The 25837-nt window shown below is 55.4% G+C and carries 30 protein-coding genes; 15 read left to right on the plus strand and 15 right to left on the minus strand.

Going from position 1 to position 25837, the window contains the following annotated elements; all coding sequences use genetic code 11:
- Window positions 1–4: 4 nt before the first annotated feature.
- Both PQR63_RS11805 and PQR63_RS11810 read right to left on the minus strand, forming a co-directional pair.
- Window positions 5–454: an NINE protein gene (locus PQR63_RS11805; RefSeq protein WP_408168054.1), complete on the minus strand. Its 450-nt coding sequence runs from the start codon at window positions 452–454 to the stop codon at window positions 5–7.
- Window positions 455–658: 204 nt separating this feature from the next.
- Window positions 659–1564, minus strand: a complete 906-nt coding sequence (locus tag PQR63_RS11810) for a DMT family transporter (RefSeq protein WP_408168055.1) — start codon at window positions 1562–1564, stop codon at window positions 659–661.
- A gap of 207 nt (window positions 1565–1771) precedes the next feature.
- Between PQR63_RS11810 and PQR63_RS11815 the strand changes: the two genes are divergently transcribed.
- From PQR63_RS11815 to PQR63_RS11845, 7 genes are all read left to right on the plus strand, one after another.
- Window positions 1772–2536, plus strand: a complete 765-nt coding sequence (locus tag PQR63_RS11815; RefSeq protein WP_408168056.1) for an AraC family transcriptional regulator — start codon at window positions 1772–1774, stop codon at window positions 2534–2536.
- A 270-nt stretch (window positions 2537–2806) separates the two neighbouring features.
- Window positions 2807–4156, plus strand: coding sequence for an MFS transporter (locus PQR63_RS11820; RefSeq protein WP_408168057.1), 1350 nt, complete (start codon window positions 2807–2809; stop codon window positions 4154–4156).
- A 95-nt stretch (window positions 4157–4251) separates the two neighbouring features.
- A complete protein-coding gene (locus PQR63_RS11825) occupies window positions 4252–4968 on the plus strand; it encodes a DUF4197 domain-containing protein (protein WP_408168058.1) in 717 nt (238 codons plus the stop codon).
- 468 nt (window positions 4969–5436) lie between these two features.
- Complete coding sequence (locus tag PQR63_RS11830) at window positions 5437–6150, plus strand: ABC transporter permease (protein WP_408168059.1); 714 nt, start codon at window positions 5437–5439, stop codon at window positions 6148–6150.
- A 20-nt stretch (window positions 6151–6170) separates the two neighbouring features.
- A complete protein-coding gene (locus PQR63_RS11835) occupies window positions 6171–7094 on the plus strand; it encodes a glycine betaine ABC transporter substrate-binding protein (RefSeq protein WP_408168061.1) in 924 nt (307 codons plus the stop codon).
- 10 nt (window positions 7095–7104) lie between these two features.
- Window positions 7105–7755, plus strand: coding sequence for an ABC transporter permease (locus PQR63_RS11840; RefSeq protein WP_408168062.1), 651 nt, complete (start codon window positions 7105–7107; stop codon window positions 7753–7755).
- The gene (locus PQR63_RS11845; RefSeq protein WP_408168064.1) at window positions 7752–8885 is read left to right on the plus strand and encodes an osmoprotectant ABC transporter ATP-binding protein OsmV; all 1134 of its coding nucleotides are present in this window, start codon (window positions 7752–7754) and stop codon (window positions 8883–8885) included. The genes PQR63_RS11840 and PQR63_RS11845 overlap by 4 nt, the downstream gene beginning before the upstream one ends.
- Window positions 8886–8950: 65 nt before the next feature.
- Here the strand turns inward: PQR63_RS11845 and PQR63_RS11850 are convergent, their stop codons facing one another.
- Together PQR63_RS11850 and PQR63_RS11855 are read right to left on the minus strand one after the other, a co-directional pair.
- The gene (locus tag PQR63_RS11850; RefSeq protein WP_408168098.1) at window positions 8951–9436 is read right to left on the minus strand and encodes a GNAT family N-acetyltransferase; all 486 of its coding nucleotides are present in this window, start codon (window positions 9434–9436) and stop codon (window positions 8951–8953) included.
- Window positions 9437–9482: 46 nt separating this feature from the next.
- Complete coding sequence (locus PQR63_RS11855) at window positions 9483–10907, minus strand: DEAD/DEAH box helicase (RefSeq protein ID WP_408168065.1); 1425 nt, start codon at window positions 10905–10907, stop codon at window positions 9483–9485.
- A gap of 248 nt (window positions 10908–11155) precedes the next feature.
- Between PQR63_RS11855 and PQR63_RS11860 the strand changes: the two genes are divergently transcribed.
- Window positions 11156–11533: a heavy metal-binding domain-containing protein gene (locus PQR63_RS11860; protein WP_408168066.1), complete on the plus strand. Its 378-nt coding sequence runs from the start codon at window positions 11156–11158 to the stop codon at window positions 11531–11533.
- A gap of 70 nt (window positions 11534–11603) precedes the next feature.
- On the opposite strand, the gene PQR63_RS11865 is transcribed toward PQR63_RS11860, so the two are convergent.
- Window positions 11604–11921 carry a DMT family transporter gene (locus tag PQR63_RS11865; RefSeq protein ID WP_408168067.1) on the minus strand — a complete coding sequence of 106 codons (318 nt, stop codon included), beginning with the start codon at window positions 11919–11921 and terminating at the stop codon, window positions 11604–11606.
- A gap of 85 nt (window positions 11922–12006) precedes the next feature.
- Between PQR63_RS11865 and PQR63_RS11870 the strand changes: the two genes are divergently transcribed.
- Complete coding sequence (locus PQR63_RS11870; RefSeq protein WP_408168068.1) at window positions 12007–12441, plus strand: winged helix-turn-helix transcriptional regulator; 435 nt, start codon at window positions 12007–12009, stop codon at window positions 12439–12441.
- A gap of 23 nt (window positions 12442–12464) precedes the next feature.
- Here PQR63_RS11870 and PQR63_RS11875 read toward each other — a convergent pair whose 3' ends face one another.
- The 3 genes from PQR63_RS11875 to PQR63_RS11885 form a co-directional block, all read right to left on the minus strand.
- Complete coding sequence (locus PQR63_RS11875) at window positions 12465–13220, minus strand: alpha/beta fold hydrolase (protein WP_408168069.1); 756 nt, start codon at window positions 13218–13220, stop codon at window positions 12465–12467.
- Window positions 13221–13232: 12 nt separating this feature from the next.
- A complete protein-coding gene (locus PQR63_RS11880) occupies window positions 13233–13712 on the minus strand; it encodes a VOC family protein (protein ID WP_408168070.1) in 480 nt (159 codons plus the stop codon).
- Between the two features lie 140 nt (window positions 13713–13852).
- Window positions 13853–14650, minus strand: coding sequence for an inositol monophosphatase family protein (locus PQR63_RS11885; RefSeq protein WP_408168071.1), 798 nt, complete (start codon window positions 14648–14650; stop codon window positions 13853–13855).
- Between the two features lie 188 nt (window positions 14651–14838).
- Between PQR63_RS11885 and PQR63_RS11890 the strand changes: the two genes are divergently transcribed.
- Entirely contained in the window at window positions 14839–15612 is a 774-nt protein-coding gene (locus PQR63_RS11890) for an RNA methyltransferase (RefSeq protein ID WP_094564266.1), read from the plus strand.
- Complete coding sequence (locus tag PQR63_RS11895) at window positions 15609–16331, plus strand: pseudouridine synthase (RefSeq protein ID WP_094564265.1); 723 nt, start codon at window positions 15609–15611, stop codon at window positions 16329–16331. The genes PQR63_RS11890 and PQR63_RS11895 overlap by 4 nt, the downstream gene beginning before the upstream one ends.
- A gap of 159 nt (window positions 16332–16490) precedes the next feature.
- Here PQR63_RS11895 and hslO read toward each other — a convergent pair whose 3' ends face one another.
- Together hslO and PQR63_RS11905 are read right to left on the minus strand one after the other, a co-directional pair.
- Complete coding sequence (gene hslO / locus PQR63_RS11900) at window positions 16491–17411, minus strand: Hsp33 family molecular chaperone HslO (protein ID WP_408168072.1); 921 nt, start codon at window positions 17409–17411, stop codon at window positions 16491–16493.
- 80 nt (window positions 17412–17491) lie between these two features.
- The gene (locus PQR63_RS11905) at window positions 17492–18016 is read right to left on the minus strand and encodes a gamma carbonic anhydrase family protein (RefSeq protein ID WP_408168073.1); all 525 of its coding nucleotides are present in this window, start codon (window positions 18014–18016) and stop codon (window positions 17492–17494) included.
- 91 nt (window positions 18017–18107) lie between these two features.
- Here PQR63_RS11905 and PQR63_RS11910 point away from each other — a divergent pair, with 91 nt between their 5' ends.
- Window positions 18108–18962, plus strand: coding sequence for a ferritin-like domain-containing protein (locus PQR63_RS11910; RefSeq protein ID WP_408168074.1), 855 nt, complete (start codon window positions 18108–18110; stop codon window positions 18960–18962).
- A gap of 101 nt (window positions 18963–19063) precedes the next feature.
- On the plus strand, window positions 19064–19435 hold the full coding sequence (locus PQR63_RS11915) for a hypothetical protein (protein WP_408168075.1): 372 nt from the start codon (window positions 19064–19066) through the stop codon (window positions 19433–19435).
- Between the two features lie 98 nt (window positions 19436–19533).
- Here PQR63_RS11915 and PQR63_RS11920 read toward each other — a convergent pair whose 3' ends face one another.
- From PQR63_RS11920 to PQR63_RS11940, 5 genes are all read right to left on the minus strand, one after another.
- Window positions 19534–20466, minus strand: a complete 933-nt coding sequence (locus PQR63_RS11920; RefSeq protein ID WP_408168076.1) for an esterase/lipase family protein — start codon at window positions 20464–20466, stop codon at window positions 19534–19536.
- 76 nt (window positions 20467–20542) lie between these two features.
- A complete protein-coding gene (locus PQR63_RS11925; RefSeq protein WP_408168099.1) occupies window positions 20543–21034 on the minus strand; it encodes an RDD family protein in 492 nt (163 codons plus the stop codon).
- A gap of 245 nt (window positions 21035–21279) precedes the next feature.
- The gene (locus tag PQR63_RS11930) at window positions 21280–21939 is read right to left on the minus strand and encodes a DUF3106 domain-containing protein (RefSeq protein ID WP_408168077.1); all 660 of its coding nucleotides are present in this window, start codon (window positions 21937–21939) and stop codon (window positions 21280–21282) included.
- A 24-nt stretch (window positions 21940–21963) separates the two neighbouring features.
- Entirely contained in the window at window positions 21964–22374 is a 411-nt protein-coding gene (locus PQR63_RS11935) for a DUF3619 family protein (protein WP_408168078.1), read from the minus strand.
- Window positions 22371–22940, minus strand: a complete 570-nt coding sequence (locus PQR63_RS11940; protein WP_408168079.1) for an RNA polymerase sigma factor — start codon at window positions 22938–22940, stop codon at window positions 22371–22373. Before PQR63_RS11940 ends, PQR63_RS11935 begins: the two co-directional genes overlap by 4 nt.
- 527 nt (window positions 22941–23467) lie before the next feature.
- On the opposite strand from PQR63_RS11940, the gene PQR63_RS11945 reads away from it, so the two are divergent.
- Window positions 23468–25186 carry an acetolactate synthase 3 catalytic subunit gene (locus tag PQR63_RS11945; RefSeq protein ID WP_408168081.1) on the plus strand — a complete coding sequence of 573 codons (1719 nt, stop codon included), beginning with the start codon at window positions 23468–23470 and terminating at the stop codon, window positions 25184–25186.
- 2 nt (window positions 25187–25188) lie between these two features.
- On the plus strand, window positions 25189–25680 hold the full coding sequence (gene ilvN, locus PQR63_RS11950) for an acetolactate synthase small subunit (RefSeq protein WP_007882202.1): 492 nt from the start codon (window positions 25189–25191) through the stop codon (window positions 25678–25680).
- Window positions 25681–25837: the final 157 nt, after the last annotated feature.

The raw sequence follows: 25837 nt of genomic DNA on the forward strand, positions 1-25837 counted from the left end.
ACCATCAGGACGACAAACCAGCAGCGTGGTTACGCTCCGAGATCTGCGTGTTGAGCGTCCAGAAGTCGTACAGCACGCCAAAACCGAACACGCCAAAGGTGAGGAGCCAGATGATGCCGCTGAGCCATTTACCCATGTACATGCGATGGATCCCGAAGAAACCGAGGAAGGTCAGCAGCAGCCACGCGACCGAATAATTGATGTTGCCACCGCTGAAGCGCTGGTCGGCTTGTTTATCCATTCCGGGGATCAAGAACAGGTCGATGATCCACCCGATGCCAAGCAATCCCAGCGTAAAGAACCAGATGGTGCCGGTGATCGGTTTACCGTAGTAAAACCGGTGCGCCCCCGTAAAGCCGAAGATCCAGAGCAGGTAGCCAATAGTCTTGCTGTGCGTGTCATGGGGAAGCATGCCGGGCGTTCCGGTAGTGCTGACTTCTGAACTCATATTCATGCAATTTCCTCACATTGAGATTGATGGTGTGAACAGGCGAATGGCGGGGTGATTGTACCCAGCTTGCCTGTTGCAGTCTTGTTTCTTTGGGAGGGAAAAGCACGAATCGTTCCGGAAAACGTGCTAATCCGCCGCAACCTTGAAGCATGCTACGGCGGATAAGGTGGCCTGAAGCAGTGACGTAAATGCGGCATCAATGATGCATCAGCGATACCTCATGCGCGAACCGAACAGCGGTCGTTGCACGATTTGCGTCAGCAGCACGCCGATAAGACTGATGCCGCCACCGATAAGGTGATAGGCATGCATGGATTCATGCAGCCACAGAATGGCGGACAGCGCCGTCAATACCGGCAGCAGATTGATGAATATGCTGCAGCGATTCGGCCCGAGTTTTTTTACGCCTTCGATCCACAGGTAGGACAGCAGAATCGACGAGCCGATACCTGAATAGCCGATCAGCGGCAATGTGTGTGCATCGAGTGCCGCGGTTCCGGCCGGCAGCAACACAAATTGCGGCAGCATCAGTACGAGGGCGGCGATGGCTTGCATATAAACCGCTTGCCACACTGGCACGCTCATCTTCCATAAGCGCAGCAGCACGCCATACAAGGCGTAGGACAAGGCCGCCAGCAGCATCAGTGCATCGCCCAGATGCACCCCATCGCGCAATACGGTGCCCATGTCGCCATGCCCGACCAGATACAGCAAACCGCTGAATGACAACACGCCGCCCACGGCCATGCCGATGGTAACGGCTTCACCGAGTACGATCACGCTCAGCAGTGCCGTCAGCAAAGGAATCAGCGCGGTGACGATTGCCATGTTGGTGGCGGTGGTGCTTTCCGCAGCGCGATAAGACAGGCTCTGGAACAGCGCCATGGCCAGCAGGCCGGAGAGGGCGAGCTGCCACCAATGACGGCGGATCTGTGCACGGTTGCGCCACAGCGGCCGCAGGGTGAAAGGGCTCATCAGCAGCAGCACCAGGATCAGGCGATAGAAAGTGATCGCCGTCGGCGAGATGGCGGAGGCTGCCATTTTCGACACAATCACATTGCCTGCCCACAGTACGATGGCGAGGAAGGGATAAAGATAGGAAGTCAGTGGCATGAATGTTCTCGTTAGTGTTGCTCGTATGTCGGCGACAAGGGAAATCGAGGAAGAAAAAGACGCATCGGATGCGGAAGATGACGCCTATCTTGCTTGGAATCGAAAAGTCGGTCGCGTGCTAACATGTCTTTGCTTATCGCAAAAGTGACAGTTCGTTTTTTCTGTTCGTCTTTTCTGGTTTCTTCTGCTTTTTCCCTGTTCGCGCCCATGGACACCTCCAATTACCATCACCTGATCGATTCCAACGCGCCTGCTGCGGCGCTGGCGATTGACTATCCGCACGGGCACGTGATCGAATCGCACCGCCATGCCTATGCGCAGTTGTTGTATGCGATCGAAGGCGTGCTGGTGGTGGAGACGGTGGCGGGACGCTGGGTGGTTCCGCCGACGCGCGGCGTCTGGTTGCAGCCCGAAGTCGATCATCAGGTGCGCATGCGCGGCGACGTCAAAATGCGTACGGTGTTCGTCAACCTGCAGGAGCTGCCGAACCTGCCGCAGCAGAGTTGCGTGCTGGATATTCCGCCGTTGTTGCGTGAGCTGATCGTGGCGGCGGTCGGTATCGGTCCCGAGTTGAATGCCGATACACGCGACTGGCATTTGCTGCGTCTGCTGGTGCACGAATTGCGGTCGGTACCGGTATTGCCGCTGTACTTGCCGTTGCCTGTGGATGCCGGTCTGCGCAGGATTTGCGAAGCGTTGATGGCGCAACCGGATGAGACCGCGACGATTGACGCGCACGCGGAAGAATTGGGTATCGCCACGCGGACATTTCACCGCTTGTTCCTGCGTGAAACCGGTATGCGTTTCAGCCATTGGCGACAGCAGGCAAGGTTGTTGCTCGCCTTGGAAAATCTCGCCCGCGGAGACAAAATCATTGACGTGGCACTCGACCATGGCTACACCAGTCAGAGCGCATTCGCGGCGATGTTCAAGAAGCATTTCGGCATGTCGCCGAGTCGTTTTTTTCGCTGACTGTTCGTTGATTTTTGCTGATATTTCGACCACCGGCGTTGTTGTGTTTCAGCGAAAATGTCGATGATTTGTCGGTAAAATTTTCTGCCCGCAACGCTAAAACCGTAAGTGGTGTAAACTGGTTCAACCTTAGAAGGCTGTCAGAAGCGAGGCCGGTGCCTGTAAAGCAGTAGCCAAGCCCGCCGAAACAGCCCGAACTCTTTCCTGTCGTACCGCATCAACGTGTCCCCCTCGCTTATCGTTCCGCTTATTGTTGGCTGTGCGTTGTTCATGGAAAACATGGACGTCACGGTCATCGCCACTTCCTTGCCAGCGCTGGCGCGCGACCTCGGACAGGACCCCATCACCCTGAAACTTGCCCTGACCTCGTATGTGGTCAGTCTTGGCGTGTTTATTCCGATTTCGGGCTGGGTGGCAGACCGGGTTGGCGCGAAGACAATTTTCCGTTCGGCGATGATCACCTTCATGGCGGGTTCCATCCTGTGCGCCTTGTCCAACACGTTGTTCACCTTCGTGGCGGCGCGTTTTCTGCAAGGGATCGGCGGCGCGATGATGGTGCCGGTAGGGCGCATCATCATCGTCCGTTCGGTATCCAAGGCCGAGCTGGTCAAAGCGATCAGCTACCTCACCTTGCCGTCGCTCCTGGGGCCGGTAATCGGGCCGCCGCTGGGTGGGTTCATCACGACCTATTTTCACTGGCGCTGGATTTTCCTGATCAATATTCCGATGTGCATTCTCGGTCTGTATCTGGCCGGCCGCTATATCGAAAACTTCCGTGAGCCTGATGCGGCGCCGCTCGACATGAAGGGTTTCTTGCTGACGGCGTGCGGCGGCGGGGTAGCGATGCTGGGCTTCTCTTTGATCGGCAATCACCTGATCCCGCAAGAGTGGCCGATCATCATGTGCGTGGTGGGTTCGATCGCCTTGTATTTTTACTTTCGTCACGCGATGCGTGTCGAACATCCCTTGCTTGATCTGCGGTTGCTGAAGATCCCAACGTTGCGCGCCAGTGTGCTGGGGGGCTCCTTGTTTCGCGTCGGTTTGGGTGCAGTGCCTTTTCTGTTGCCGCTAGCGCTGCAGGAAGGCTTGGGACTTAATCCGTTTGAAGCTGGGACGATCACCTGCGCCTCCGCATTCGGCGCCATGTTCATGAAAGCGTTGGCGTCGACGGTATTGCGCCGCTATGGTTTCCGTACGGTGTTGATGTTCAATGCCGTGTTTGCCGGGATGGCGATTGCTTCCTACGGTTTGTTCACTTCGCACACGCCTTACCTGGTGATGCTGCTGTCGGTGCTGCTTGGCGGTTTTTTCCCGTCGCTGCAATTCACTTGCCTCAACTCGATCGCCTATGCGGACATCAGCAATCGTGATGCCGGTCGTGCGACCAGTCTTGCCAGCGTGGTACAGCAATTGTCTCTCGGCATGGGCGTGACGATTGCCGGTCTGGTGCTGCAGATTTCTAATTATGTGCAAGGTCATGCCACGATCGTGGAAGCAGACTTCTGGCCGGCTTTCCTGGTGGTGGGATTGTTCTCGGTCGCATCGGTGCCGGTGACCCGTCGCCTGCCGCACAATGCCGGGCGCGAGCTGACGCATGGTAAAGCAGCGGTCGGCAAGTAGAGTACCGATAAATCAACATTCAAATCGATATTCGCCGATAGTCCGGCAGGCAGGGCGCGTATTATGATGGCACGGTCATTTTTCACGGAGCCTCCATGTCTCGCATTCCTTTCAAGTCTTCTTTCAAGCCAGCCAAACACGTTTCCATCGCTGTGAGCCTCGTCTTGTGTAGCACGCTGGTCTTTGCTTTTTCGCTATCCGATATCAGCAACCAGGACGCGACCAGTGGTTTGAAAGCGGCGTTGGAGAAGGGCGCCAATGTTGCCGTCTCCAAGCTCGGCGTCGAGAATGGTTTTCTCAACAACGACAAGGTCAAGATTCAATTGCCGGGGCCTTTGCAGCAAGCGATGCCGTTGCTGAAGATGACCGGACAAGGGCAGAAGCTGGATGATCTGGTGGTATCGATGAACCGCGCTGCCGAGTCCGCCGTACCTCTCGCCAAGCCTTTGCTGATCAATGCAGTCAAGTCGATGTCGGTGACGGATGCGAAGAATATCCTCTCCGGCGGCGATACCTCCGTGACCGATTTCTTCCGCCAGAAAACCGCCACGCCGCTGGGTGAAAAGTTTCTCCCCATCGTCAAGAAAATCACCGATCAAAACGGTCTTTCGGCCAAGTACAACACCACCATGGGCCAAGTCGCCAAGACCGGTCTGGTATCGGGTGAGCAATCAACCGTTGAAGGCTACGTCACACAGCGTTCGCTTGACGGTTTGTTCTACATGATCGGGGAAGAAGAAAAAGCCATTCGCCGTGATCCTGTCGGAGCCGGCAGCGCCATCATCGGCAAAGTGTTTGGTGCGTTGAAGTAAGGAGTTGAGGCTTGTTCATTCAGGCTAATGTGCGCTGACTTAGCGACGAAAAATTACCTTTCAACAATAAAAACCGGTTTAAAAGCCGGTTTTTTTACGTCTAAATATCTGAAGGTTATGATTATTTTAAATATCATGCTTGAAATTCATTAAGAAGTTGGGGTATAGTCATGCCTGTCCCAGCGACAAAACTTGTTCAACTACTAAGTAATTCCTGGCCCGTTACGGGTTGTCTCGTTCTCCGGTGTGCTGATTTTTCATGCAAGCCGGGATGCATAAATTGTCGATCGCGCAGCATGTTGTTTCACTGCCATCGATTTCATCGCCGCGTCTTGCGGCATCGGTTCGCATCCAAATGATCTGCCCTGTGGGGGCAAGCGAACCACGAAAAATAGTCAAACGCGCTGTCGCGGTATCGATATCGGCATTTCATTGATCTCGACCATGGCGGCCATACAGGGGGTAACCATGACGCGATGTTTCCGCAACGTCATCGGTGGCGCAGCCGTTTCCGTGCTCGTCATCGCCGGTCTGATCCATTGGATCGGGACGGACGTAATCATTCAATACCGCAGCGACCTGATCTACTACACCGGCAAGCATTTGCAATTGGTGGCGTGGTCGATGCTGCTGGCGATGGCGGTCGGCATCCCTGCCGGCATCCTGCTTAGCAGACCTTCAGTAGCGGGCCGCGCCGAGTATTTCATGCAGATATTCAACATCGGCAACACGATTCCATCGATCGCTGTCCTCGCATTGGCGCTGGCGCTCTTCGGTATCGGCAACTGGCCGACGATCATTGCGTTGTGGCTGGCTTCCATGCTGCCCATCGTGCGCAACACCTTTGAGGGTTTGAAAAATGTGCCGGCGCCTATGCGCGAGGCCGCCAAAGGCATCGGTATGAAACCGTATCAGGTGCTGTTCCGTGTGGAATTACCGAACGCCTTGCCAATCATCGTCGGGGGTATTCGCACGGCGCTGGTGATTGACGTTGGCACAGCGCCCTTGTCGATGCTGATTGGCGGAGAAAGCCTGGGCGGGCTGATTTTCCCCGGAATCTATCTGAACAACCAAGGCCAACTGCTGCTGGGCGCTGCTGCAACCGCCTTGCTGGCTCTCGCGCTGGACGCGACAGTCAGTCTGCTGAGCAACTGGTACCTGTCACGCCGCGGCCTGGCATAACAACAAAAGGGAACCGCAAGATGAAAAAATCATATTTAGGCCGAGTCTTCACCGTATTGGCGTTGACGTTGGGCACACTGACAATGGCGCTGACGACCGCGCAAGCTCAGGCTTCCAATCTGGTGGTAGGCGGCAAGAACTTCACTGAGCAATTGATTCTGTCGCAAATGACGGCGCAATATTTGCGTGCCAAAGGCTACGACGTCGATCTGCGCAACGGCCTCGGCTCAACGCTCATGCGCAAGGCGCAGGAAAGCAATCAGCTCGACATTGTTTGGGAGTACACCGGGACCTCATTGATTGTCTATAACCACGTCGATGAAAAACTCAATGCCGAAGAAACCTACGAGCGCGTCAAAGCGCTCGACAAAAAGATCGGCCTGATCTGGCTCAACGAATCCGCGCTGAACAATACCTATGCCTTCGCCATGCCGCAAAAACTGGCCGATGCGCAGGGCATCAATACGCTGGAAGATCTCGCGCAGCGCATTACACAAGAGCAGCAGGCCGGTGGCAAGCCGCACCTGATGGGTGTCGATTATGAGTTTGCGTCGCGTCCAGATGGCCTCGATCCGATGCAAAAACTGTACGGTTTTCAGCTCGACCGCAGCGAGGTCAAGCAGATGGATCCCGGGCTGGTCTACACCGCTTTGCGTAACGAGCAATTGTATGTCGGGCTGACGTATTCATCAGACGGCCGTATCAAGGGTTTCAATCTCAAGCTGCTGGAAGACAACAAGGGTTATTTCGCGCCTTACAAAGCGACGCCGGTCGTGCGGCAAGAAGTGCTGGAGCAGAATCCGGAACTGGCCGGGCAGCTCAACGCGCTGTCCGCCACCATCGATACAAAAAAGATGACCGAGATGAACAAGCGCGTCGATATCGACCAGGAGCCGGTAGGCAAGGTCGTCACCGAATTCCTGCAGCAGCAGGGTTTGATTTGAGGAGCCTGCCATGAATCTGATTCAATATCTCTCCAGCGACTGGCACAACATCCTCACTCTGACGTTGCAGCATCTCAAGCTGGTCGGCATTGCCGTCAGTCTTGCCATCGTGATCGGCGTGCCGCTGGGTATCGCAATCACGCGGCATCGCTGGTTGGCGACGCCGTTGCTCGGCCTGGCCACTGTAGTGTTGACCTTGCCGTCGATTGCCTTGTTCGGTCTGATGATCCCGGTGTTCTCGCAATTCGGCGCCGGCATCGGCCCCTTGCCGGCGATCACGGCAGTGTTTCTGTACTCACTGCTGCCCATCATGCGCAACACCTTCCTCGCACTCGACAACATCGACAGCGGTATTCAGGAAGCCGGAATAGGCATCGGCATGACCTTTTGGCAGCGTCTACGCATGGTGGACCTGCCGCTGGCTGTACCCGTGATTCTGGGTGGCGTACGTACTGCGGTGGTGATGAACATCGGCGTGATGGCGATTGCTGCCGTGATTGGCGCAGGTGGGTTGGGTGTGCTGATCCTGCACGCGATCAGCCAAAGCAATATGCAAAAACTGGTTGTGGGCGCTGTACTCATCAGTCTGCTGGCGATTGTCGCCGACATTCTTCTGCAAGGCCTGCAACGACTTCTGACACCGAAAGGACTGCAAAAATGATCGAACTCGACCAACTCAGCAAAACCTATACGCAAAAAGACGGCAACCTCGTCAAGGCTGTCGATTCCGTCAGCCTGAAAGTGGCAGAAGGCGAAATTTGCGTTTTCCTCGGGCCATCCGGTTGCGGCAAAACCACGACGCTGAAAATGATCAACCGATTGATCAAGCCGACCTCGGGCCGCGTTCTGTTGAACGGCGAAGATACGACCGGCATTGATGAAGTCAGCTTGCGTCGCCACATCGGTTACGTGATCCAGCAGATCGGTCTGTTCCCAAACATGACCATCGAAGAAAACATCACCATCGTGCCGCGCCTGCTTGGTTGGGACAAGAAGCGTTGCCGTGATCGTGCGACGGAATTGATGGCCATGGTGGCGCTGGATCCGGCGAAATTTTTGAAGCGCTATCCGCGCGAATTGTCGGGCGGCCAGCAGCAGCGTATCGGCGTGATTCGCGCACTGGCGGCGGATGCACCGGTGCTGTTGATGGACGAGCCGTTTGGCGCGGTCGATCCGATCAATCGCGAATCGATCCAGAACGAATTCTTCCAGATGCAGCGTCAGCTCAATAAGACGGTGATCATGGTCAGCCATGACATCGACGAAGCGATCAAGCTGGGCGATCAGGTGGCGATTTTCCGCGCGGGCAAGCTGGTGCAGTTCGACCATCCGGATACCTTGCTGGCGCGTCCCAAGGATGATTTCGTCAGCGCTTTCGTCGGTCAGGATCACACGCTGAAGCGCTTGCTGCTGGTGCGCGCAGGCGATGCCGCAACAACCCCTGCGACAGCGCGTCCCGGTTTGCCGCTGCAGGATGCAATGGTGTTGATGGACGACCAGGATGCGCGCTATCTGACCATCACCGACAACCACAATCGCGCTCTCGGCTACGTCAGCCGCCGCGATATTCGTGGTGTGCAAGGTGTCAGCGGCGACAAGGTCAAGCCATTCACACTCAACGCCACGCCGGATGAAAATTTGCGCGTGGTGCTGTCGAAGATGTACAAGCACAGCGCCAGCTGGATGCCGGTTATCGATGCGGACGGAATGTATCTGGGAGAGGTAACGCAGGATTCGATTGCCGACTATCTCAGTTCAGGCAAATCGCGCGGGCAGAAACTGGCAGCCTGAAGTTTTTCTGTGTCCGTAACGCAGAAATAAAAAAGCCCCGGATGTCCGAGGTTTTTCTACGTTCTTTAATGCTGCAAAGGACGTTGCATGAAGATGGCTTTGCCGGTTGCGGGATTCAATTCATATCCGCTGAACCCCGTGCTCGCGTAGAGTGCGCGAGCGACCGTGTTGCCTTCCAATACTTCCAGCGTGATCTTGCAGCAGGTGAGTTCGCGTGCACAGTTTTCAACGGCTTGCATCAACTGCTTTGCAATGCCGCGTCCGCGATAAGCAGGTGCGACCGCAAAGTCATGAATATTGAGCAGCGGCTTGCAGGCGAAGCTGGAAAAGCCTTCGATGCAATTCGCAAATCCGGCCGGTGTGTCGCCATCGAACGCCAGGAACACATGCACGGAAGGGCGCTTACGCAATTCATCGATCAGATGAACGCGGACGAAGTCAGTAATGCCTTCGCCGCCGCCCATCAGATCGGATGCATACGCATCAAGCATGTCGAGAATGGCGACGCCATGTCGCGGATTGTTGAGATCTGCCTTGATGACGTCGATCATTTCTGCCATTTCGATACCTCGCGCTGTTTAGTCGAAAGCAGCTATTTTACCTGCCGCGACCACCGGAGCGATGTGTCGATGCCGACGGACGTGCAGCAGGTCCGCGGTTTTGTGCTGGACCCTGGCCTTGTGGCTTGGCAGGGCCGCCTTGACGCGGCTTGGCCGATGCTTGCTGGCCTTGACCAGCGCCGGTACTCGGTTTTTTCGGTTGCTGCGCGCGACCGCCGCCGCCACCGCCGGCATTGCCGCCACGACCACCGCCACCGCCTTGGCGACGTTGACCGCCACCACCACCGCTGCGCAGTTGAATCGGTTGCGGCTTCGCCTTTGGATCAGGTTCAAAACCAGGAATGATTTCGACCGGGATTTCGCGCTTGATGAAGCGTTCGATGTCGTGCAGCATGTCGCGCTCGTCAACGCACACCAGCGACACGGCAGAGCCGGTTGCACCGGCGCGGCCGGTACGGCCGATACGGTGAACGTAGTCTTCCGGCACGTTCGGCAGATCATAGTTGACCACGTGCGGCAGTTGATCGATGTCGATGCCGCGTGCTGCGATATCGGTGGCGATCAGTGCCTGCAGCTTGCCGTCCTTGAACTCAGCCAGCGCGCGGGTGCGTGCAGCCTGGCTCTTGTTGCCGTGGATCGCCATGGCGGTGATGCCGTCGCGTTCCAATTGTTCGACCAGCTTGTTGGCGCCATGTTTGGTGCGGGTGAACACCAGCACTTGCGTCCATTTGTGCGTGTTGATCAGGTGCGCCAGCATCGGATGCTTCTTGTCGCGGTCGACCGGGTGGATTTTTTGGCCGATCACTTCAACGGTCGAGTTGCGACGAGCGACTTCGATCATGGCCGGTGAATTCAGCAGGCCATCGGCCAGTGCTTTGATTTCGTCGGAGAAGGTCGCCGAGAACAGCAGGTTCTGACGTTTCTTCGGCAGGATCGCGAGAATCTTCTTGATGTCACGGATGAAGCCCATGTCGAGCATGCGATCGGCTTCGTCCAGAATCAGGACCTGGATATTGCGCAGGTCGACGGTGTTCTGTTGCATGTGATCCAGCAGACGGCCTGGTGTTGCAACCAGAATGTCGACGCCTTGCTTGAGCTGGCGAATTTGCGGATTGATGCCGACGCCGCCAAAGATGCAAGCGGAAGTCAGTGGGAGATATTTGCCGTACAGACGGACGCTTTCTTCAACCTGTGCAGCCAGTTCACGTGTCGGAGTCAGGATCAGTGCGCGGATCGGCACATGACCGTTGATCTTGACGCGCTCGACCGACGACAAGCGTTGCAGCAGCGGCAGCGTGAAACCGGCGGTTTTACCCGTGCCGGTTTGTGCGCCTGCCAGCAAGTCGCCACCGGCGAGCACTGCAGGTACAGCTTGCATCTGAATTGGAGTTGGCGTGGTATAGCCCTGTTCGGTTACGGCACGAACGATTTCCTCGGAAAGACCGAGAGATGAGAATGACATAGTGGAATTTAAAAATATCGGCCTGTCGCCGCAGTGGGCGCCAGTCGCAGGCAAACGGGATTGAAACGTCGGGAGGACAGCGGACTTTGACTGGAGAATGTGCCGCACGGGGCGGAGTATAACAGCAGAAGTCCGGAAAGAGGCGTTTCTGTGCAATTGCTTGTTGTGTCAGAATGTGAGCGGCGATTTTTCTGCTCGATTGCTATCGCCGAAGTCTTACTAATATCAACAATATTTGGGGTCAAAGAATGATTGGGAAATCCACGAAGTATGTTGTCACTGTAGCTATGTTGGCGCTGATCGCCGGTTGTGCATCTTATCGTACCGACACCAGTACTACATTTGCGTCAACCAAAGGATTATTGAACGCCAACAAGATCATCATCAGCGAGACCGCCTTGTCCGACAAGAAGTACAAAGAGCTTGGACCAGTCGAGGGTGAAGTGAAGAAATTGACGATTTTCCATCGTGATCCGACCAAGGAACAGGTCGACATCATTTTGTCCGACAAGGCTGCGGCCATGGGGGCCGATGCGATCGTGAATGTGGTCTACAAGAGTGGTGTCGGCATGACAACGTGGGGTTATATCGAAGCCAAGGGAACGGCAGTCAAGTTTGCTGACTGATTGAATAACCCTATGTAAGTTGGTGAAAGCGGCCGTCCTCGTGACGGCCTTTTCTTTAACTCCAAACCGATCATGCATCCAACAAGCGTAAGCCGATGGTGCCGCCGATGATCAGTGCGATGCACAGCAGCCGCAATGGCGACAGCGCATCGTTGAACAGGTAGACGCCCAACACTGCGACACCCACAGAACCGGAGCCGGTCCAGATGGCGTACGCCGTGCCGGCGGGCAAATTGCGCATTGCGAGCGTCAGGAACAACACGCTGCATGCCGCAGCGCCGACACCGATCAGACTGGGTGTAAGTTTCGTCCAGCCGTTTGCATACTTGAGCGCGATCGCCATGATAATTTCCACTACACTTGCCAAAGACAGGTAAATCCAAGCCATTTGTTTCTCCGTAAGGAATCAATTGAACAGGCACTCAGCATAGGTAAAGGGCGAAAGTGCAACAAGTAGGTACTTTTTGGTAACCATGAAGCCAGCAAACAACATTTCTGCAGAAGAGCCGCAAACCGATATTTACAGTCTCGCATGTCCATCGCGTAAGGCGCTCGAACTGGTCGGCAGCAAATGGGCCTTGCTGATTTTTCCTGCGCTGGCAACGGGGCCGATGCGCAACAATGCTTTGCTGCGCAAGATCGAAGGCATCTCGCAAAAGATGCTGACGCAGACATTGAAAGAACTGGAGCGCAACGGCCTGGTGACGCGCTGCAATCTGGAGACGGCAGCGCCGCACGTGGAGTATGAGTTAAGCCCGCTGGGCGAATCCTTAAGCGAGACGCTGATTGCGTTGGACAACTGGGCGGAGCGGCATCATGGCGATTTGCAACGTGCGCGCGAACAATTCGACATCGATGAAAAAGCCGGTGAAGAAGTCACCGGCCGTATCGTGCATAAGTTGAAATGAGTTGAAATAAGCTGCTCAGCAAATCAGGCCGACTGCCCAGCCAGAAAATCCAGCACCGGCGGTAACACCAGCTTGCTCTGCATCAGCCCGCCGAAATGCGTTACACCCGGCAGGGATACAAATGAGGCGCGGGGCAGCAATTCGGTGCAGCGTTTCACTGCTGTATGACGCGCATCGGCGTCGCCGCAGAACATCAGGCAGGGCATATCGATCAAGGGCAGCAATTCTTCCATGGAAGCGCGTGGCTGTTGCGCTGCTGCTGCCAGCGCCTGCAAATCATTGGCGCGAATCATCATCTTCACTTCAGCGGAAATTTTTTCATTGAGTACCGATTCAAAGGCAGTGATGAAGGCTGCGGGATCGGTGCCGTCGAGTCCTTTAAACGCATCCCAACTGGTGTCGGCGTAGGGATGGGCGGCACCGAGGATCAACGACCGCAAGCGATGCGGCGCATACCGCACCATGCCATAGCCGACCCAGCCGCCGAGCGAGTAGCCGCAGTAGTTGACCTTGTCGATGCCAAGATCGTCGAGTGTCGTCACAACGTCTGCGGTGCGCTGCCGCAGCGTGTAAGCGTGGGTGTCGTGCGGCTTGTCGCTCAGGCCGTGGCCGAGTGCATCGATGGCGATGACGCGATAGTGTTGCTGCAAGACTTCGGTGAAGCCAAAAAAGCGCCAGGCTTGCGAGCTGCTGGTGAAGCCGTGATGCAGGAGCAGGTCAGGGCCTTCGCCGCTGGTTTCATAGTGGATGCGCCGACCGGCACTGGTGACAAATGGCATGGAGCAGACGGCTTAGGCCGGAGTTGGTTTGCACTTCTTGAGCAGTGCCTGCGAGCGGCTGCGTATCTCTTCGTTGGACAAATCTTCTTTGTGCGTGGCGATCGACCAGATATGGCCATAAGGGTCGCGCAACATGCCGGATCGGTCGCCGTAGAACTGATCTTGGACGGCGCGCAACTTGGCGGCGCCCATGGCAATGGCCCGGCTGAAAATGGTGTCGACGTCATCAACGTAGATCAGCATGCTGACGCCGGCACCGCCGAGCGTCTTGGGACAATGGATGCCCATTTCGATGAACTCGTCGGCGAGCATGACGCGCGCGTTGCCGATCTGAATTTCAGCGTGCCAGATTTTATTGTGGGGACCGTCGAGACGCATGACCTCGGTTGCGCCGAAGGCTTTCTCGTAAAACGAAATGGCGCTGGCGGTATCGGAAACGATCAGATAAGGCGTTACGCTGCTATAGCCTTCAGGAATGGGATTGACTGCCATGCTCGTCTCCTTGGGTGGCTGGGAAGCGCGCTGCAAATCGAATTGGATCGCAGCGCCTCCCTGGCGTGACTTGGTGACTGCTCCGGCTCTCCGGCCGGATTGTACTGAGTGATGCGTAAGGCGGAACTGAAGCTTGAATCTTATGCGAATTCAGACAGCAAATTGACTTGCTGCGAGAAAATCTTTGGATTGCCGGCCAGGACGTCGCCCTTGTATAGATAATCTGCTTCACCCTTGAAGGTGCCGACGAGACCGCCGGCTTCCGTCACCAGCAACGAACCGGCGGCGATGTCCCAAGGCTTCAAACCTTTTTCGAAGAAGCCGTCGAGACGACCGGCGGCGACATAGGCGAGATCCAGCGCAGCAGCGCCCGGACGGCGCAGGCCGGCACAGCTTTCGGTCATGATCTTGAACATCTTCATGTATTCGTTCAGGCCATCCATGTCGCGGAATGGGAAGCCGGTACCGATCAGGCCGTCAGCGATCTTGTCGCGCTTGCTGACGCGGATGCGCTTTTCGTTCAGGTAAGCACCGGCGCCTTTGGAGGCGGTAAACAAGTCGTTGCGGGTTGGGTCGTAGACCACGGCTTGCGTGATGATGCCGCGCTGTTGCAGCGCGATCGAGACGCAGTATTGTGGAAAGCCGTGAATGAAGTTGGTGGTGCCGTCGAGTGGATCGATGATCCAGACGTTTTCATTTTCGTCGTGCAGGTTGGCCGATGGGCCGGACTCTTCCGCCAGGATGGCGTGATCGGGATAAGCGGTCTTCAGGACCTCAATGATGGCGTCTTCCGCTGCCTTGTCCACTTCGGTGACGAAGTCGTTGTGCTGCTTCTTGGTGACCTTGAGCAAGGAGACGTCGAAGGAGGCGCGATTGATGACGGCGGCGGCGCGGCGGGCAGCCTTAATCGCCGTATTGAGCATTGGGGGGATGAGCATCCTGAGGGTTCCGTTAAAATGGCGTCTTCGCCGCCGGTTTCGTTACCGTCGGGAGAAGTTGCACAACAATGAAATTAATGAGCGGTGCACCGTCTAAAAATTGCCAATTTAACATCAAAGCGGCATTGCCGAGCCTCTTTTTGGCTGGGCTTACGAGATTTTTGGACATGCGAATACCGCTATTTTAAATGAACACGCCCAAAATCGATAATTCTGTTTTCAAGCGCCTGCGTTTCGTGTTGGTGGAAACCAGCAGTCCAGGCAATATCGGCGCGGCTGCCCGCGCCATCAAGACCATGGGTTTCGGCGAGCTGGTGCTGATCAATCCACGGTTCCCCAATGCTGTACAGGAGGAGGCTGCGGTAGCGTTTGCCAGCGGTGCGCAGGACGTCTTGTCCGGCGCACGGATCGTGTCGAGCATCGAGGAGGCGCTACAGGACTGCAACTTTGCCGCTGCGATCAGCGCCCGCCTGCGCGAGTTTTCGCCGCCGGTGGTGACGCCGCGTGCGATTGCTGAGCAAGTCGCCGGCGACACCGGCCTGAAGGCTGCCCTGATTTTCGGCAATGAGCGCTTTGGTTTGCCGAATGAATTAGTGCAGAAATGCAACGTTTTGATCAATATCCCGGCTAATCCTGACTATTCGTCGCTCAATCTGGCGCAGGCGGTGCAGGTGCTGGCCTATGAGTTTCGGATGGCGGAGCTGGGCGATCACAAACAGGCGACCGATATCGGCTTTCAGGGCGAAATGGCCGGGGTGGCAGAAATCGAAGGCATGTTCCGGCACCTTGAAGAAGCGCTGGTGGCCATTGAATTTCTCAAGCCCGACAGCCCCAAAAAACTGATGCCGCGTCTGAAACGTCTGTTTTCACGTACCCAATTGGAAACCGAAGAGGTCAATATTCTGCGTGGTATCGCCCGCCAGATTCTGACACCCAAACAAGAAAGAAAGCCGAAGGAATGAGCAAGTTGAGTCTGGATCGCATCCTGCAATCGCAAGGTTTTGGATCGCGCAAATATTGTCGTTCATTGATCGAAGATGGCGAGGTTGTCATCAACGGCGAAGTAGTCGACGATTATCGTTTTACGCCGGATACCGAAGGCCTGGTTTTCACGCTGTTCGATGAAGAATGGACGTATCGGGAACATGTCTATATCGCGCTGAACAAGCCGGCCAATTTCGAATGCTCACGCAAGCCCAGCCATCATCCGGGCGTGCTGACGATTTTGCCGGAACAGTTTTCCTGGCGCGACGTGCAGCCGGTCGGCCGGCTTGATCATGACACTACCGGCTTGCTGCTGATGTCGGATGACGGCGCATTTATCCATGCGCAATCGTCACCCAAACGCCATGTACCGAAGGTCTATGCCGCAACCACGCACGATGCGGTGACGGACGAGCTGATAGCGCAATTGCTCGGTGGCGTGCAGCTGCATGACGAGCCCGCGCCATTGGCGGCTGTGACTTGCCGCAAACTCGATACACATCTGCTGGAAATCGTGTTGGAGCAGGGCAAATACCATCAGGTCAAACGCATGTTGGCCGCTGCCGGTAATCATTGCAGCGCCTTGCGCCGTGTTGCCATCGGCGGCTTGCAATTGGATGCGTTGGAGCTGGAAGAAGGGGAGTGGTGCTATCTCGATGCGGCGCAGTTGGCCTTGCTGGTGCCTGCTCAGGTTTGATGTCTGATCTGATGAGGGTTGATGGACTCTCATCCTTGAATCATCGGGGCAGTCGTCCCAGCGAATGCTGGAACTCGGTATCGTATTTGATGGCTATTGAATCGTGCGAAGACTAAGACGCTGGGTCCTGACTTTCGTCAGGACGGCAGCATCGAGATATCAGTGACGGGTATCCGTTTGCGGCACGGCATCGGCAGGTGTTTCCGGCAGAAACAGATGGGCGCAATCGATCGCGTCAAACTCGTAGTGCTGGCCGCAGAATTCGCAACTGATGCCGAGTTTTTCTTCGCTCGCCAGTGCATCTTCAATTTCTTCCTGCCCCAGCATCTTGAGCATCTTGCCGACTTTTTCGCGCGAGCAGGAGCAGTAAAATTCAGGGTGCGCGGGGTCGAAAACGCGGATGGTTTCTTCCCAGAACAAGCGGCGCATCAGAGTCTCAATATCAGTACTTAGCAACTCTTCCTTGCGCAAGGTGTTGCCGAGCATCGACAGGCGATTCCAGGTTTCCAATTCTTCTACGGGAGCATTCTTGCCGCCTTGTGTCGGCAGTTTTTGCAACAACACGCCGCGCGCGACTTTGTCGTCCGCTGCCAGCCACAGCTTGGTGTCAAGCTGCTCAGAGCGCAGCATGTAGTTTTCGATCACGGTAGCGACGTTGTCGCCGTCCAGCGGCACGATGCCCTGGTAGGCTTGTTGGCCCGGCATCTTGTCTTTCGGGTCGAGCGTGATCACAAAGCGGCCTTCGCCATTGGCATTGACGAGCTGTTCCAGCGTGGCGTCGTCGGCCACGTCCTGGCCTTCGACAAGTTTTGCCGTGGCGCGCAGACGCAGATCGGAGTCGCATTCGACCACCAGCAACTTGACCGGGCCGTCGCCATGAATCTGCATGACGATCATGCCGTTGAACTTGAGATTGGCCGACAGCAGCGCCGCTGCCGACAGCATTTCGCCGAGCAGCGCTTTGACTGCGACCGGATAATCGCGGCGTGCAAGTATCTGTTGCCAGGTTGCAGAAATCTCTACCAGTTCCCCGCGAACCGGTGCATCTTCAACCATGAATTTTTGCAGCGTATCTTTCATTGTTTCTTTCTATTGCTCAGTGATGCTCACGAGAGGCGGCTCACGCCGCATCGTGTTGTCTGCCTTGTTTTAACGACGCGTCAGGCGATGCGTTTGATACTGGTTTTAAACAACTGCGCGCGTTCAACGTAGCTGTCGGTGCCGGCACGCATGCGTGCGATGTCTTCCGGTGTCAGCGTACGTACAGCCTTGGCGGGCGAACCGATGATCAGCGAGTTCTCAGGAAACTCCTTGCCTTCGGTAACCAGTGCGCCGGCGCCGACCAGGCTGTTTTTGCCGATCTTGGCGCCGTTGAGCACGATCGCCTGAATGCCGATCAGGGCGCCTTCGCCGATCGTGCAGCCATGCAGCATGGCCTGGTGGCCGACAGTCACGTTCTTGCCGATGTGCATCGGGTAGCCGACGTCAGTGTGCAATACTGCACCCTCCTGAACGTTACTGTTTTCACCGATGGTGATTAATTCATTGTCGCCGCGAATGCTGACGTTGAACCAGACGCTGGCATGCTCTTCGAGCTTGACCTTGCCGACTACTACAGCCGACTCGGCCACCCAGGCGGTTTCCGCGATTTCCGGCGTGTTTTCTTCCAACTTGTAAATTGCCATAATAAAATTGTCTCCTCGGTTATTCGGGGACACAGACATCCATATTGGGACAAACTGTGTTCCATCAACCCGCCATTTTACCGCTGCTTGCATGAATTCACCTTTGACCTCTCCTTTGAATGCCGATTTGCATTACAGCAATCCTTTTAATCCAACGGAATTACGGGCGGGAGCACTGGATTGCCTGATCCAGACCGAGAGCGCCATGAAGGTCGCCGGTATCCAGGCGTTGGCGAGCGAGTGGCATGCCGGTCGCCTGGTACTGCGCAGTAGTGCGGCCTTGTCATCCGATGCTGCGACCATCCCCGGCAGGCCCGCACGTCCCGAGCTGGTGTCTCCACTGCTGGTGAAGCATCGTTCCATGCGCACGGAAGAGGGGCGTGCCACCATGATTCATGCGCTGGCGCATATTGAGTTCAACGCAATCAATCTGGCCTTGGATGTGATCTGGCGCTTTCCGGATATGCCCGAGGCGTTTTACGTCGACTGGCTGCTGGTGGCGAGCGAAGAGGCGTACCACTTTTCGTTGCTGGCGGCGCACTTGCAGGTGCTTGGGTATGCTTACGGAGATTTCCCGGCGCATAACAGCTTGTGGGATATGGCCGAGAAAACTCGCTCCGACATTCTCGCCCGCATTGCACTGGTGCCACGCACGATGGAGGCTCGCGGCCTGGATGCTGCGCCACCGGTACGCAATAAGCTGGCGCAGGCAGGCGATCAGGCTGCCGCGGAGATTCTCGACATCATCATGCGCGACGAGATCGGTCATGTGGCCATCGGTAACCGCTGGTATGGGTGGCTGTGCAAGCAACGCGATCTTGACCCCATTGCAACGTTTGCCAACTTGTCTGTTGAGTTCAAGGCGCCTGTGATGCGTGGCCCGTTCAATATGAAAGCACGTCGGGCGGCAGGTTTTACGGATGAAGAGTTGGCCTTGATGGAGTAACGGCAAGACCTTCGAACTTTGCCTGTTTAAGTGGGATATTTTTACTGTTTTGTTGTGTCTGAGAAGGACAAGATCCGCCAACGTGCTATCGTGCCGCACGCATGTTTTTCACGCGTCTTCCGGACGATTCTGATTTTGAAAGGGTAAATATGAAATTCACTAAATTAATAGGCGCTGCGTTGGCAGTTGGAGTAGTGGTTCTTGCAGTTTCCGCTTGCCAGAAAAAAGAGGAAACCCCGGGGCCTGCAGAGTCGATGGGCAAGCAAATCGACAGCGCAGTAAAGAACGCCGGTGATCAGGCCGCCGTAGCTGCCGACAAGGCGCAGGACAAGGCAAGTGAAGCCGGTCAAAAACTGGATCAGGCAATGAGTAATGCCAAAGACGAGGCGAAGGATCTGACACAAAAGGCCGGCGAGAAGATTGAAGCCGCTGGTCAACAGATTCAGGATGCAGCCAAAGACGCCAAGAAGTAAGTCTGCAAGAAGGTAGGTGGAGGCGTCAGTACATTCTGTACGCTTCTATAGCTTGCTGAGGCAGTTCAAGAAACCCGCATTTTCCGATGCGGGTTTTTTTATTTGTCGGCCTTATGGATTTCTTCGATGACGAGTGCCTGGATAGTAGGATCCAATGCCAGGGCGACGTGGCCGATACCGCTGATGGCGATGTTTTCCGCTCCCGGCAAATGAGAGGATATTTGCGGCGATACGATATTGTCGTGATGAGAATAAATGGACAGGATGACCGCGCGCGTTTCAGGATTTTCTGTAGCGGCCAATTTGTGCAGCCATTCGCTGCTGGTGCCTTCTTCTGCGCGCCCGAGCCAATTCATTTCGCCACAATTAATGCCGATGCCGAAGTTTGCGATGGTGGTGCCATGATGTGGCGTACCTAGCGTAATGACCTTGGCGATGTTGGTGTGGCCATGGTCTCGAAGATAGGCACGCGCCGCCAGGCCTCCCATGCTGTGGGCGACGATGACGATTTTGTTCTGCCCGCTTTCGGTGACTAGCCGTTGCACGGCTTCATGCACAATGGGTGCGTAGCCGTCGATGCTGCCGAATACCGGTTCCATGTCGACGGCATAGTGAGTGATGTGGGCTTCGCAGAGAGCCTTGCTCATCCAGTGCCAGTAGCCGCTATTGCAGCCATACCCGTGAATCAGTAAAACCGGCAGGGAGGTTGTATCGGTAAAGATGCGTTTATCGAAACGCTGAAAAGGCATACCCCAGGACGAACACACCATGGTGGCGCAATACTCACCTGCGAATAATCTGAAAATGCCCGGCCAGGTCAGCTCGGGCGTATGGGCGGATTTGGCACGATAAGGCCACGTCAGGAAGAAGCTGTTGGCCGTAATGGACGCGCGAAACAAGGCAACCAGGGCAAGGCTGAGAATGATCGCAAGAGGGACGTTGGTGACGTGCAGCTTGACGAGCAGGATGTAGAACAAAATGGCAACGCCAAATTGGGTGAGCAGCAAGGTTCTGGCGATGCGGGCGATCATGCAGCGGCGGCCTCGTGAAGATGGACAAAACGGCTAGCGTAACAGGATTGCGTGACCGTTTTGTTTCAGCGTGTCTTTATTGTTTCTTTTTGCGAGGATTCAGATCGATGATGCGTGTGCCAGCGATTCTGTCATGGGCGAACTGGCGTTGCGGATCGAGATAGATCAAGCCGGCCCACACGATGATGTTGGCGACAGGAACCCATATCAGCATCCAATTTTGCGCTCCCAAAGCCCAGGCCAGCGCGAGGCCCGGAATGAACCACAGCCAGCTCAGCAGGAAGCGCGCAAGTGCGCGCAGTGTGCTGACGGGCAGGCCGTCATTGCCGACTACGCGAATACGCCAGGTTTTCATTGCCAGCGTTTGGCCGCCATGAGTCCAGAACCAGATGAAATACAGTCCCAGAACGATGAATAGCCAGCTCTCCAGTGCATGACGCAGATACAAGGCGTGACGTTGCTGAAGCAGGGTGGAGAACAGCCAGGCTGAAATGAACAGCACGCCAAACAGCAGCATGGATTCATACAGCATGCTGCACAGGCGGCGTCGGAGTGAGGGTGTAGGCAATGTCTGAGGTGTCTGATTCGCGGTGCTGTGCAATGTGGCGCTCAAGTCTGTCTCTTCTCTTGATGGTGAATCTGGCCTGCTGTTGAGCCGCCGGTGTGCCCGGCGGGATAGGGCATAAAGGGGATCATCATACGCGGCGTCATTTGTGTTCGCCATGAAAAAATGCCATGTCGGCGTTCTCGCGCGGACATGGCATTTTACATTCTACGTTTTGGCTCGAACTACTTCGTTCGGGCTGGCGTGGATTACTTTGCTTCGACGGCGATTGGCGCTGGAACTGCCGGAGTGGCGACGGCAGCAGGCTGCGGTGCCCGAGATTGTTCGAGTGCTTCTTGCGGCAGCTGGATCGTCGGTGCGGCCTTGCTTTGCGTTGCGGGCAACGCAGCAACATGCTTTGGCAGTTTGGCCTGAGACAGTTTTTTCTTCTGTTCTTCCGATAATTGCTGATATTCCTTCCACTGAGCCGATTTCTTGTCGGCATCCAGCTTCTTGGCGCGGGTATAGCTTTCACGCACGGAACGTCGCTGTACAGGCGTCAGTTTGACCCAGTCGCGCATGCGCTCTTGCAGACGCTCTTGCTCAGCGGGATTCATGGAGGCGAATTTATTGCCAATGACCAGCCATTTTTCCTTCCTGTTCAAAGGCATTTTGTTCCATTCGCCGGCCAAAGGGGCGAGCGCATGCTGTTGCGCTGGATTGAGTTCCGCCCAAGTCGGTTTGGAATCAGGTTTTCTTGCTACCTTCGATGGAGTAGGTTGCTGTGTGGATGGTGTAGTCGTAGCTGCAGGTGCGGGAGCCAATACCGGAGCGGGTGCTTGTGCAAGAGCGGTAGCACCAGCCAAACAGGCAAGCACGGCGACAATCGCAACAGGAAGGTTCAGGATCTTGCGTGTTGCGTTGCTCATTGAAGTCCGGATACGCACCATCAATTATTCGCCTTGCTGTGCCAGATAGGCGTTGAAGCCATGATCAAGGTAAGCCGACAGCGGCAACTCGTCCGACAAGACGCCCGCGTCGATTTCCGCCAGTTCGCTAATGCGTTGCTGATGTTCGTGCTCATACAAGCCGGCAAACAGCATGACGCCCGCCAGCAATGGGATGGCGACGCCCAGGCGTCCAAGCCACGCGAACGATTGTGGCTCGCGGAAGCTGCCACCCATTGCGCCTGCCAAGGCAAATTGCGGCACGACGGCACGGACCGGAGCGGCTTTTTTCTTGCGGGCAATCGCGACCCGGCGCGCTTCAGCCAGGCTTTGTGTGGTCGATTCGGGCAAGTGTTCCAGATTTGCATCCAGAGCTCGCTTTACCCGATAAGCAAATTGTAGTTCTTTGTTGTTCATAAAGTGATTCCTTTAGCCCTGAGTGCTTGAGCCAGAGCGTGTGTGGCGCGAGAACAGTGGGTTTTGACGCTACCTTCGGAACATCCCATCGCGGCAGCTGTTTCTGCGACATCCATGTCTTGCCAGTAACGCATGAGGAAAGCTTCGCGTTGACGAGTGGGGAGTTTTTGTACCTCGGCGTCAATTAGGGCGAGTGTTTGCTCGCGTTCGACTTTATCTGCGCTCGACTCTGCGGCTTCCGTGCCATCTTCCGCTTCATAGCTTTCCAGCAAGTCAAAGTCTTCCTGATTTTCCGTATCGCGGCCGATGCTGGAAAAGAGGCTGACCCAGGTGGTTCGGACTTTTTCCCGTCGGAAAAAATCGTGAATGGTGTTTTGCAGGATGCGCTGAAACAGCAGCGGGAGTTCGTTGGCCGGCTTGTCGCCATATTTCTCGGCCAGCTTGATCATTGCATCCTGAACGATGTCGAGTGCGGCTTCATCTTTGCGCACGGCGTAGACGGCCTGTTTGAAGGCGCGGCGTTCGACATTTTCGAGAAAATCGGAGAGTTCTTTGTCAGTTGCCATGCAATGCGGCTTATGGATGTGCAGCCGGGAATAGATGAATCGAATGCATTTCCGACATGTTGGTGGAATGTACGGATTTGTAACAAGAGCGCATGCTAGCAAAAAAGCCCTTGTTTGTGGTGGTGTTTATCGGAAACGCACAATTTTCGGGCGGTTTGCCGATGTATTCAAAGAAATTCGCTTGACCAAAATGATGCGACGCATTAACGTGTCAGTCCGCTTCATCAACATGAAGTTCTATGGTCTTTACCGTGGCTACGCATAATGTAGCGATTGTCAAAGACGCGCTTTATTTAAAAAGCTGTTTGTTCTAACCCGCGCCACAAGCGCGAGAAATTCGTAACGGTGTACTTGCACCAAGGCTGAACGAGTCGCGCTAAGCGCCATTTTGAACCTCACTACGGTTGGGGCGCAGAAATGACGTGACCGCACAAAGAAGGGATGCCGGAGGAAGCAGGTCGATCAGTACGATTTCGTCAGGAGAGAACATCCGATCAATCTCCAATGGACCTTGAAAGGAAGTAGTAATGAGTGCAGAAAACCTCACCGGCGCGGAGATACTCGTCCGTTGCCTGGCTGAAGAGGGCGTTGAGCACGTCTTCGGCTATCCCGGTGGCGCCGTGCTTTATATTTACGACGCTATCTTCAAGCAAGATAAATTCCAACATATTCTGGTACGCCACGAGCAGGCTGCGGTGCACGCAGCGGATGCCTATTCGCGCAGCTCCGAAAAAGTCGGCGTCTGTATCGTGACCTCCGGTCCCGGCGTCACTAATGCGGTGACCGGTCTGGCGACTGCGTACATGGATTCGATCCCGATGATCGTGATTTCCGGCCAGGTGCCTTCGACCGCTATCGGTCAGGATGCATTCCAGGAGTGCGACACCGTTGGCATCACGCGTCCTTGCGTCAAACACAACTTCCTCGTGAAGGATGTGAAAGACCTCGCCGCGACGATGAAAAAAGCATTCTATATCGCCACAACGGGCCGTCCAGGTCCGGTGCTGGTCGATATTCCGAAAGATATCTCGATGCACACCTGTGCTTACGAGTATCCAAAAACTGTCGAGATGCGTTCGTACAAGCCGGTAGATAAAGGCCATTCGGGGCAGATCCGCAAAGCGTTGCAGCTGTTGCTGACGGCTGAACGTCCGATGATCTACACCGGTGGCGGCGTGATTCTCGCGAATGCCGCTCCCGAGCTCAACAAGCTGGTGGATCGTCTCGGTTTTCCTTGCACGAACACGCTGATGGGCCTAGGCGCTTATCGCTCGACCAGCGACAAGTTCGTTGGCATGCCGGGCATGCACGGTACGTATGAAGCCAACATGGCGATGCAGCACAGCGATGTGATGATCGCCATCGGTGCGCGCTTCGACGACCGCGTGATCGGCAACCCGAAGCACTTTGCGTCGAATGCCCGCAAGATCATTCACATCGATATCGACCCGTCTTCGATTTCCAAGCGCGTCAAGGTCGACATTCCTATCGTTGGCAACGTCAAAGACGTGCTGCAAGAGTTGCTGTCGCAGTTGGACGCTTCCGAAACCAAGCCAAACGCACCTGCCGTCGCCAACTGGTGGAAGCAGATCAACAAGTGGCGCGAGCGCGACTGCCTGAAGTTCGCAACCTCGGACGAGTTCATCAAGCCGCAGGCCGTGATTCAGAACGTGTGGGAAATCACCAAGGGTGACGCTTTCATCACGTCGGATGTGGGCCAGCATCAGATGTGGGCTGCGCAATATTATGGTTTCGACAAGCCGCGCCGCTGGATCAATTCCGGCGGTCTTGGCACCATGGGCGTCGGCTTGCCGTACGCAATGGGCGTGCAAAAAGCCAATCCGGACGCAACTGTTGCTTGCATCACTGGTGAGGCATCGATCCAGATGTGTATCCAGGAACTGGCGACCTGCAAGCAATATCATCTGACGCCAAAGATCATTCTGTTGAACAACCGTTTCCTCGGTATGGTTCGCCAGTGGCAGCAAATCGATTACGGTTCGCGCTACTCCGAGTCGTACATGGATTCCTTGCCCGACTTCACCAAGTTGGCCGAATCGTATGGCCACGTTGGGATGAAGATCGAAAAACCGGGCGATGTGGACGGTGCGCTTAAAGAAGCGTTCGGCATGAAAGACAAGCTGGTCTTCATGAACTTCATTACGGATCAAACCGAAAACGTCTGGCCAATGGTCAAGGCTGGTAAGGGTTTGACTGAAATGCTCTTGGGTTCGGAGGATCTGTAATCATGCGCCATATTGTTTCTGTATTGCTGGAAAACGAAGCCGGCGCTCTGTCCCGTGTTGTGGGTTTGTTCTCCGCACGTGGCTATAACATCGAGACTCTGACTGTTGCACCTACCGAAGACGCCACCTTGTCACGGATGACCATCGTGACCAGCGGCTCTGACGACGTGATTGAACAAATCACTAAACACCTGAATCGCCTGATCGAGGTGGTGAAGGTCGTGGATCTGACAGAAGGCGCGCATATCGAGCGCGAACTCATGTTGATCAAGGTACGTGCCGTAGGCAAAGAGCGTGAAGAAATGAAGCGTACTGCGGATATCTTCCGCGGTCGCATCATTGATGTCACCGAAAAGACCTACACCATCGAATTGACAGGCAACAAGGGCAAGCTGGACGCGTTTATCGACTCGATCGACCGTGCGGCAATTCTTGAGACTGTTCGTACCGGCGGCTCCGGTATCGGCCGCGGCGAACGGATCCTCAAAGTCTGATCGACGCCGATTGTTGCGTAGCTCTCTCTGTATTTAATTCAGCATTTAATATTTTAAAAATTAGTTAATAGGAAAAATCATGAAAGTTTTTTACGACAAAGACGCAGACCTGTCCCTGATCAAGAACAAGAACGTGACCATCATTGGTTACGGTTCA

This window comes from Herbaspirillum rhizosphaerae, from assembly GCF_046025915.1.
Classification (GTDB): domain Bacteria; phylum Pseudomonadota; class Gammaproteobacteria; order Burkholderiales; family Burkholderiaceae_D; genus Herbaspirillum; species Herbaspirillum rhizosphaerae_A.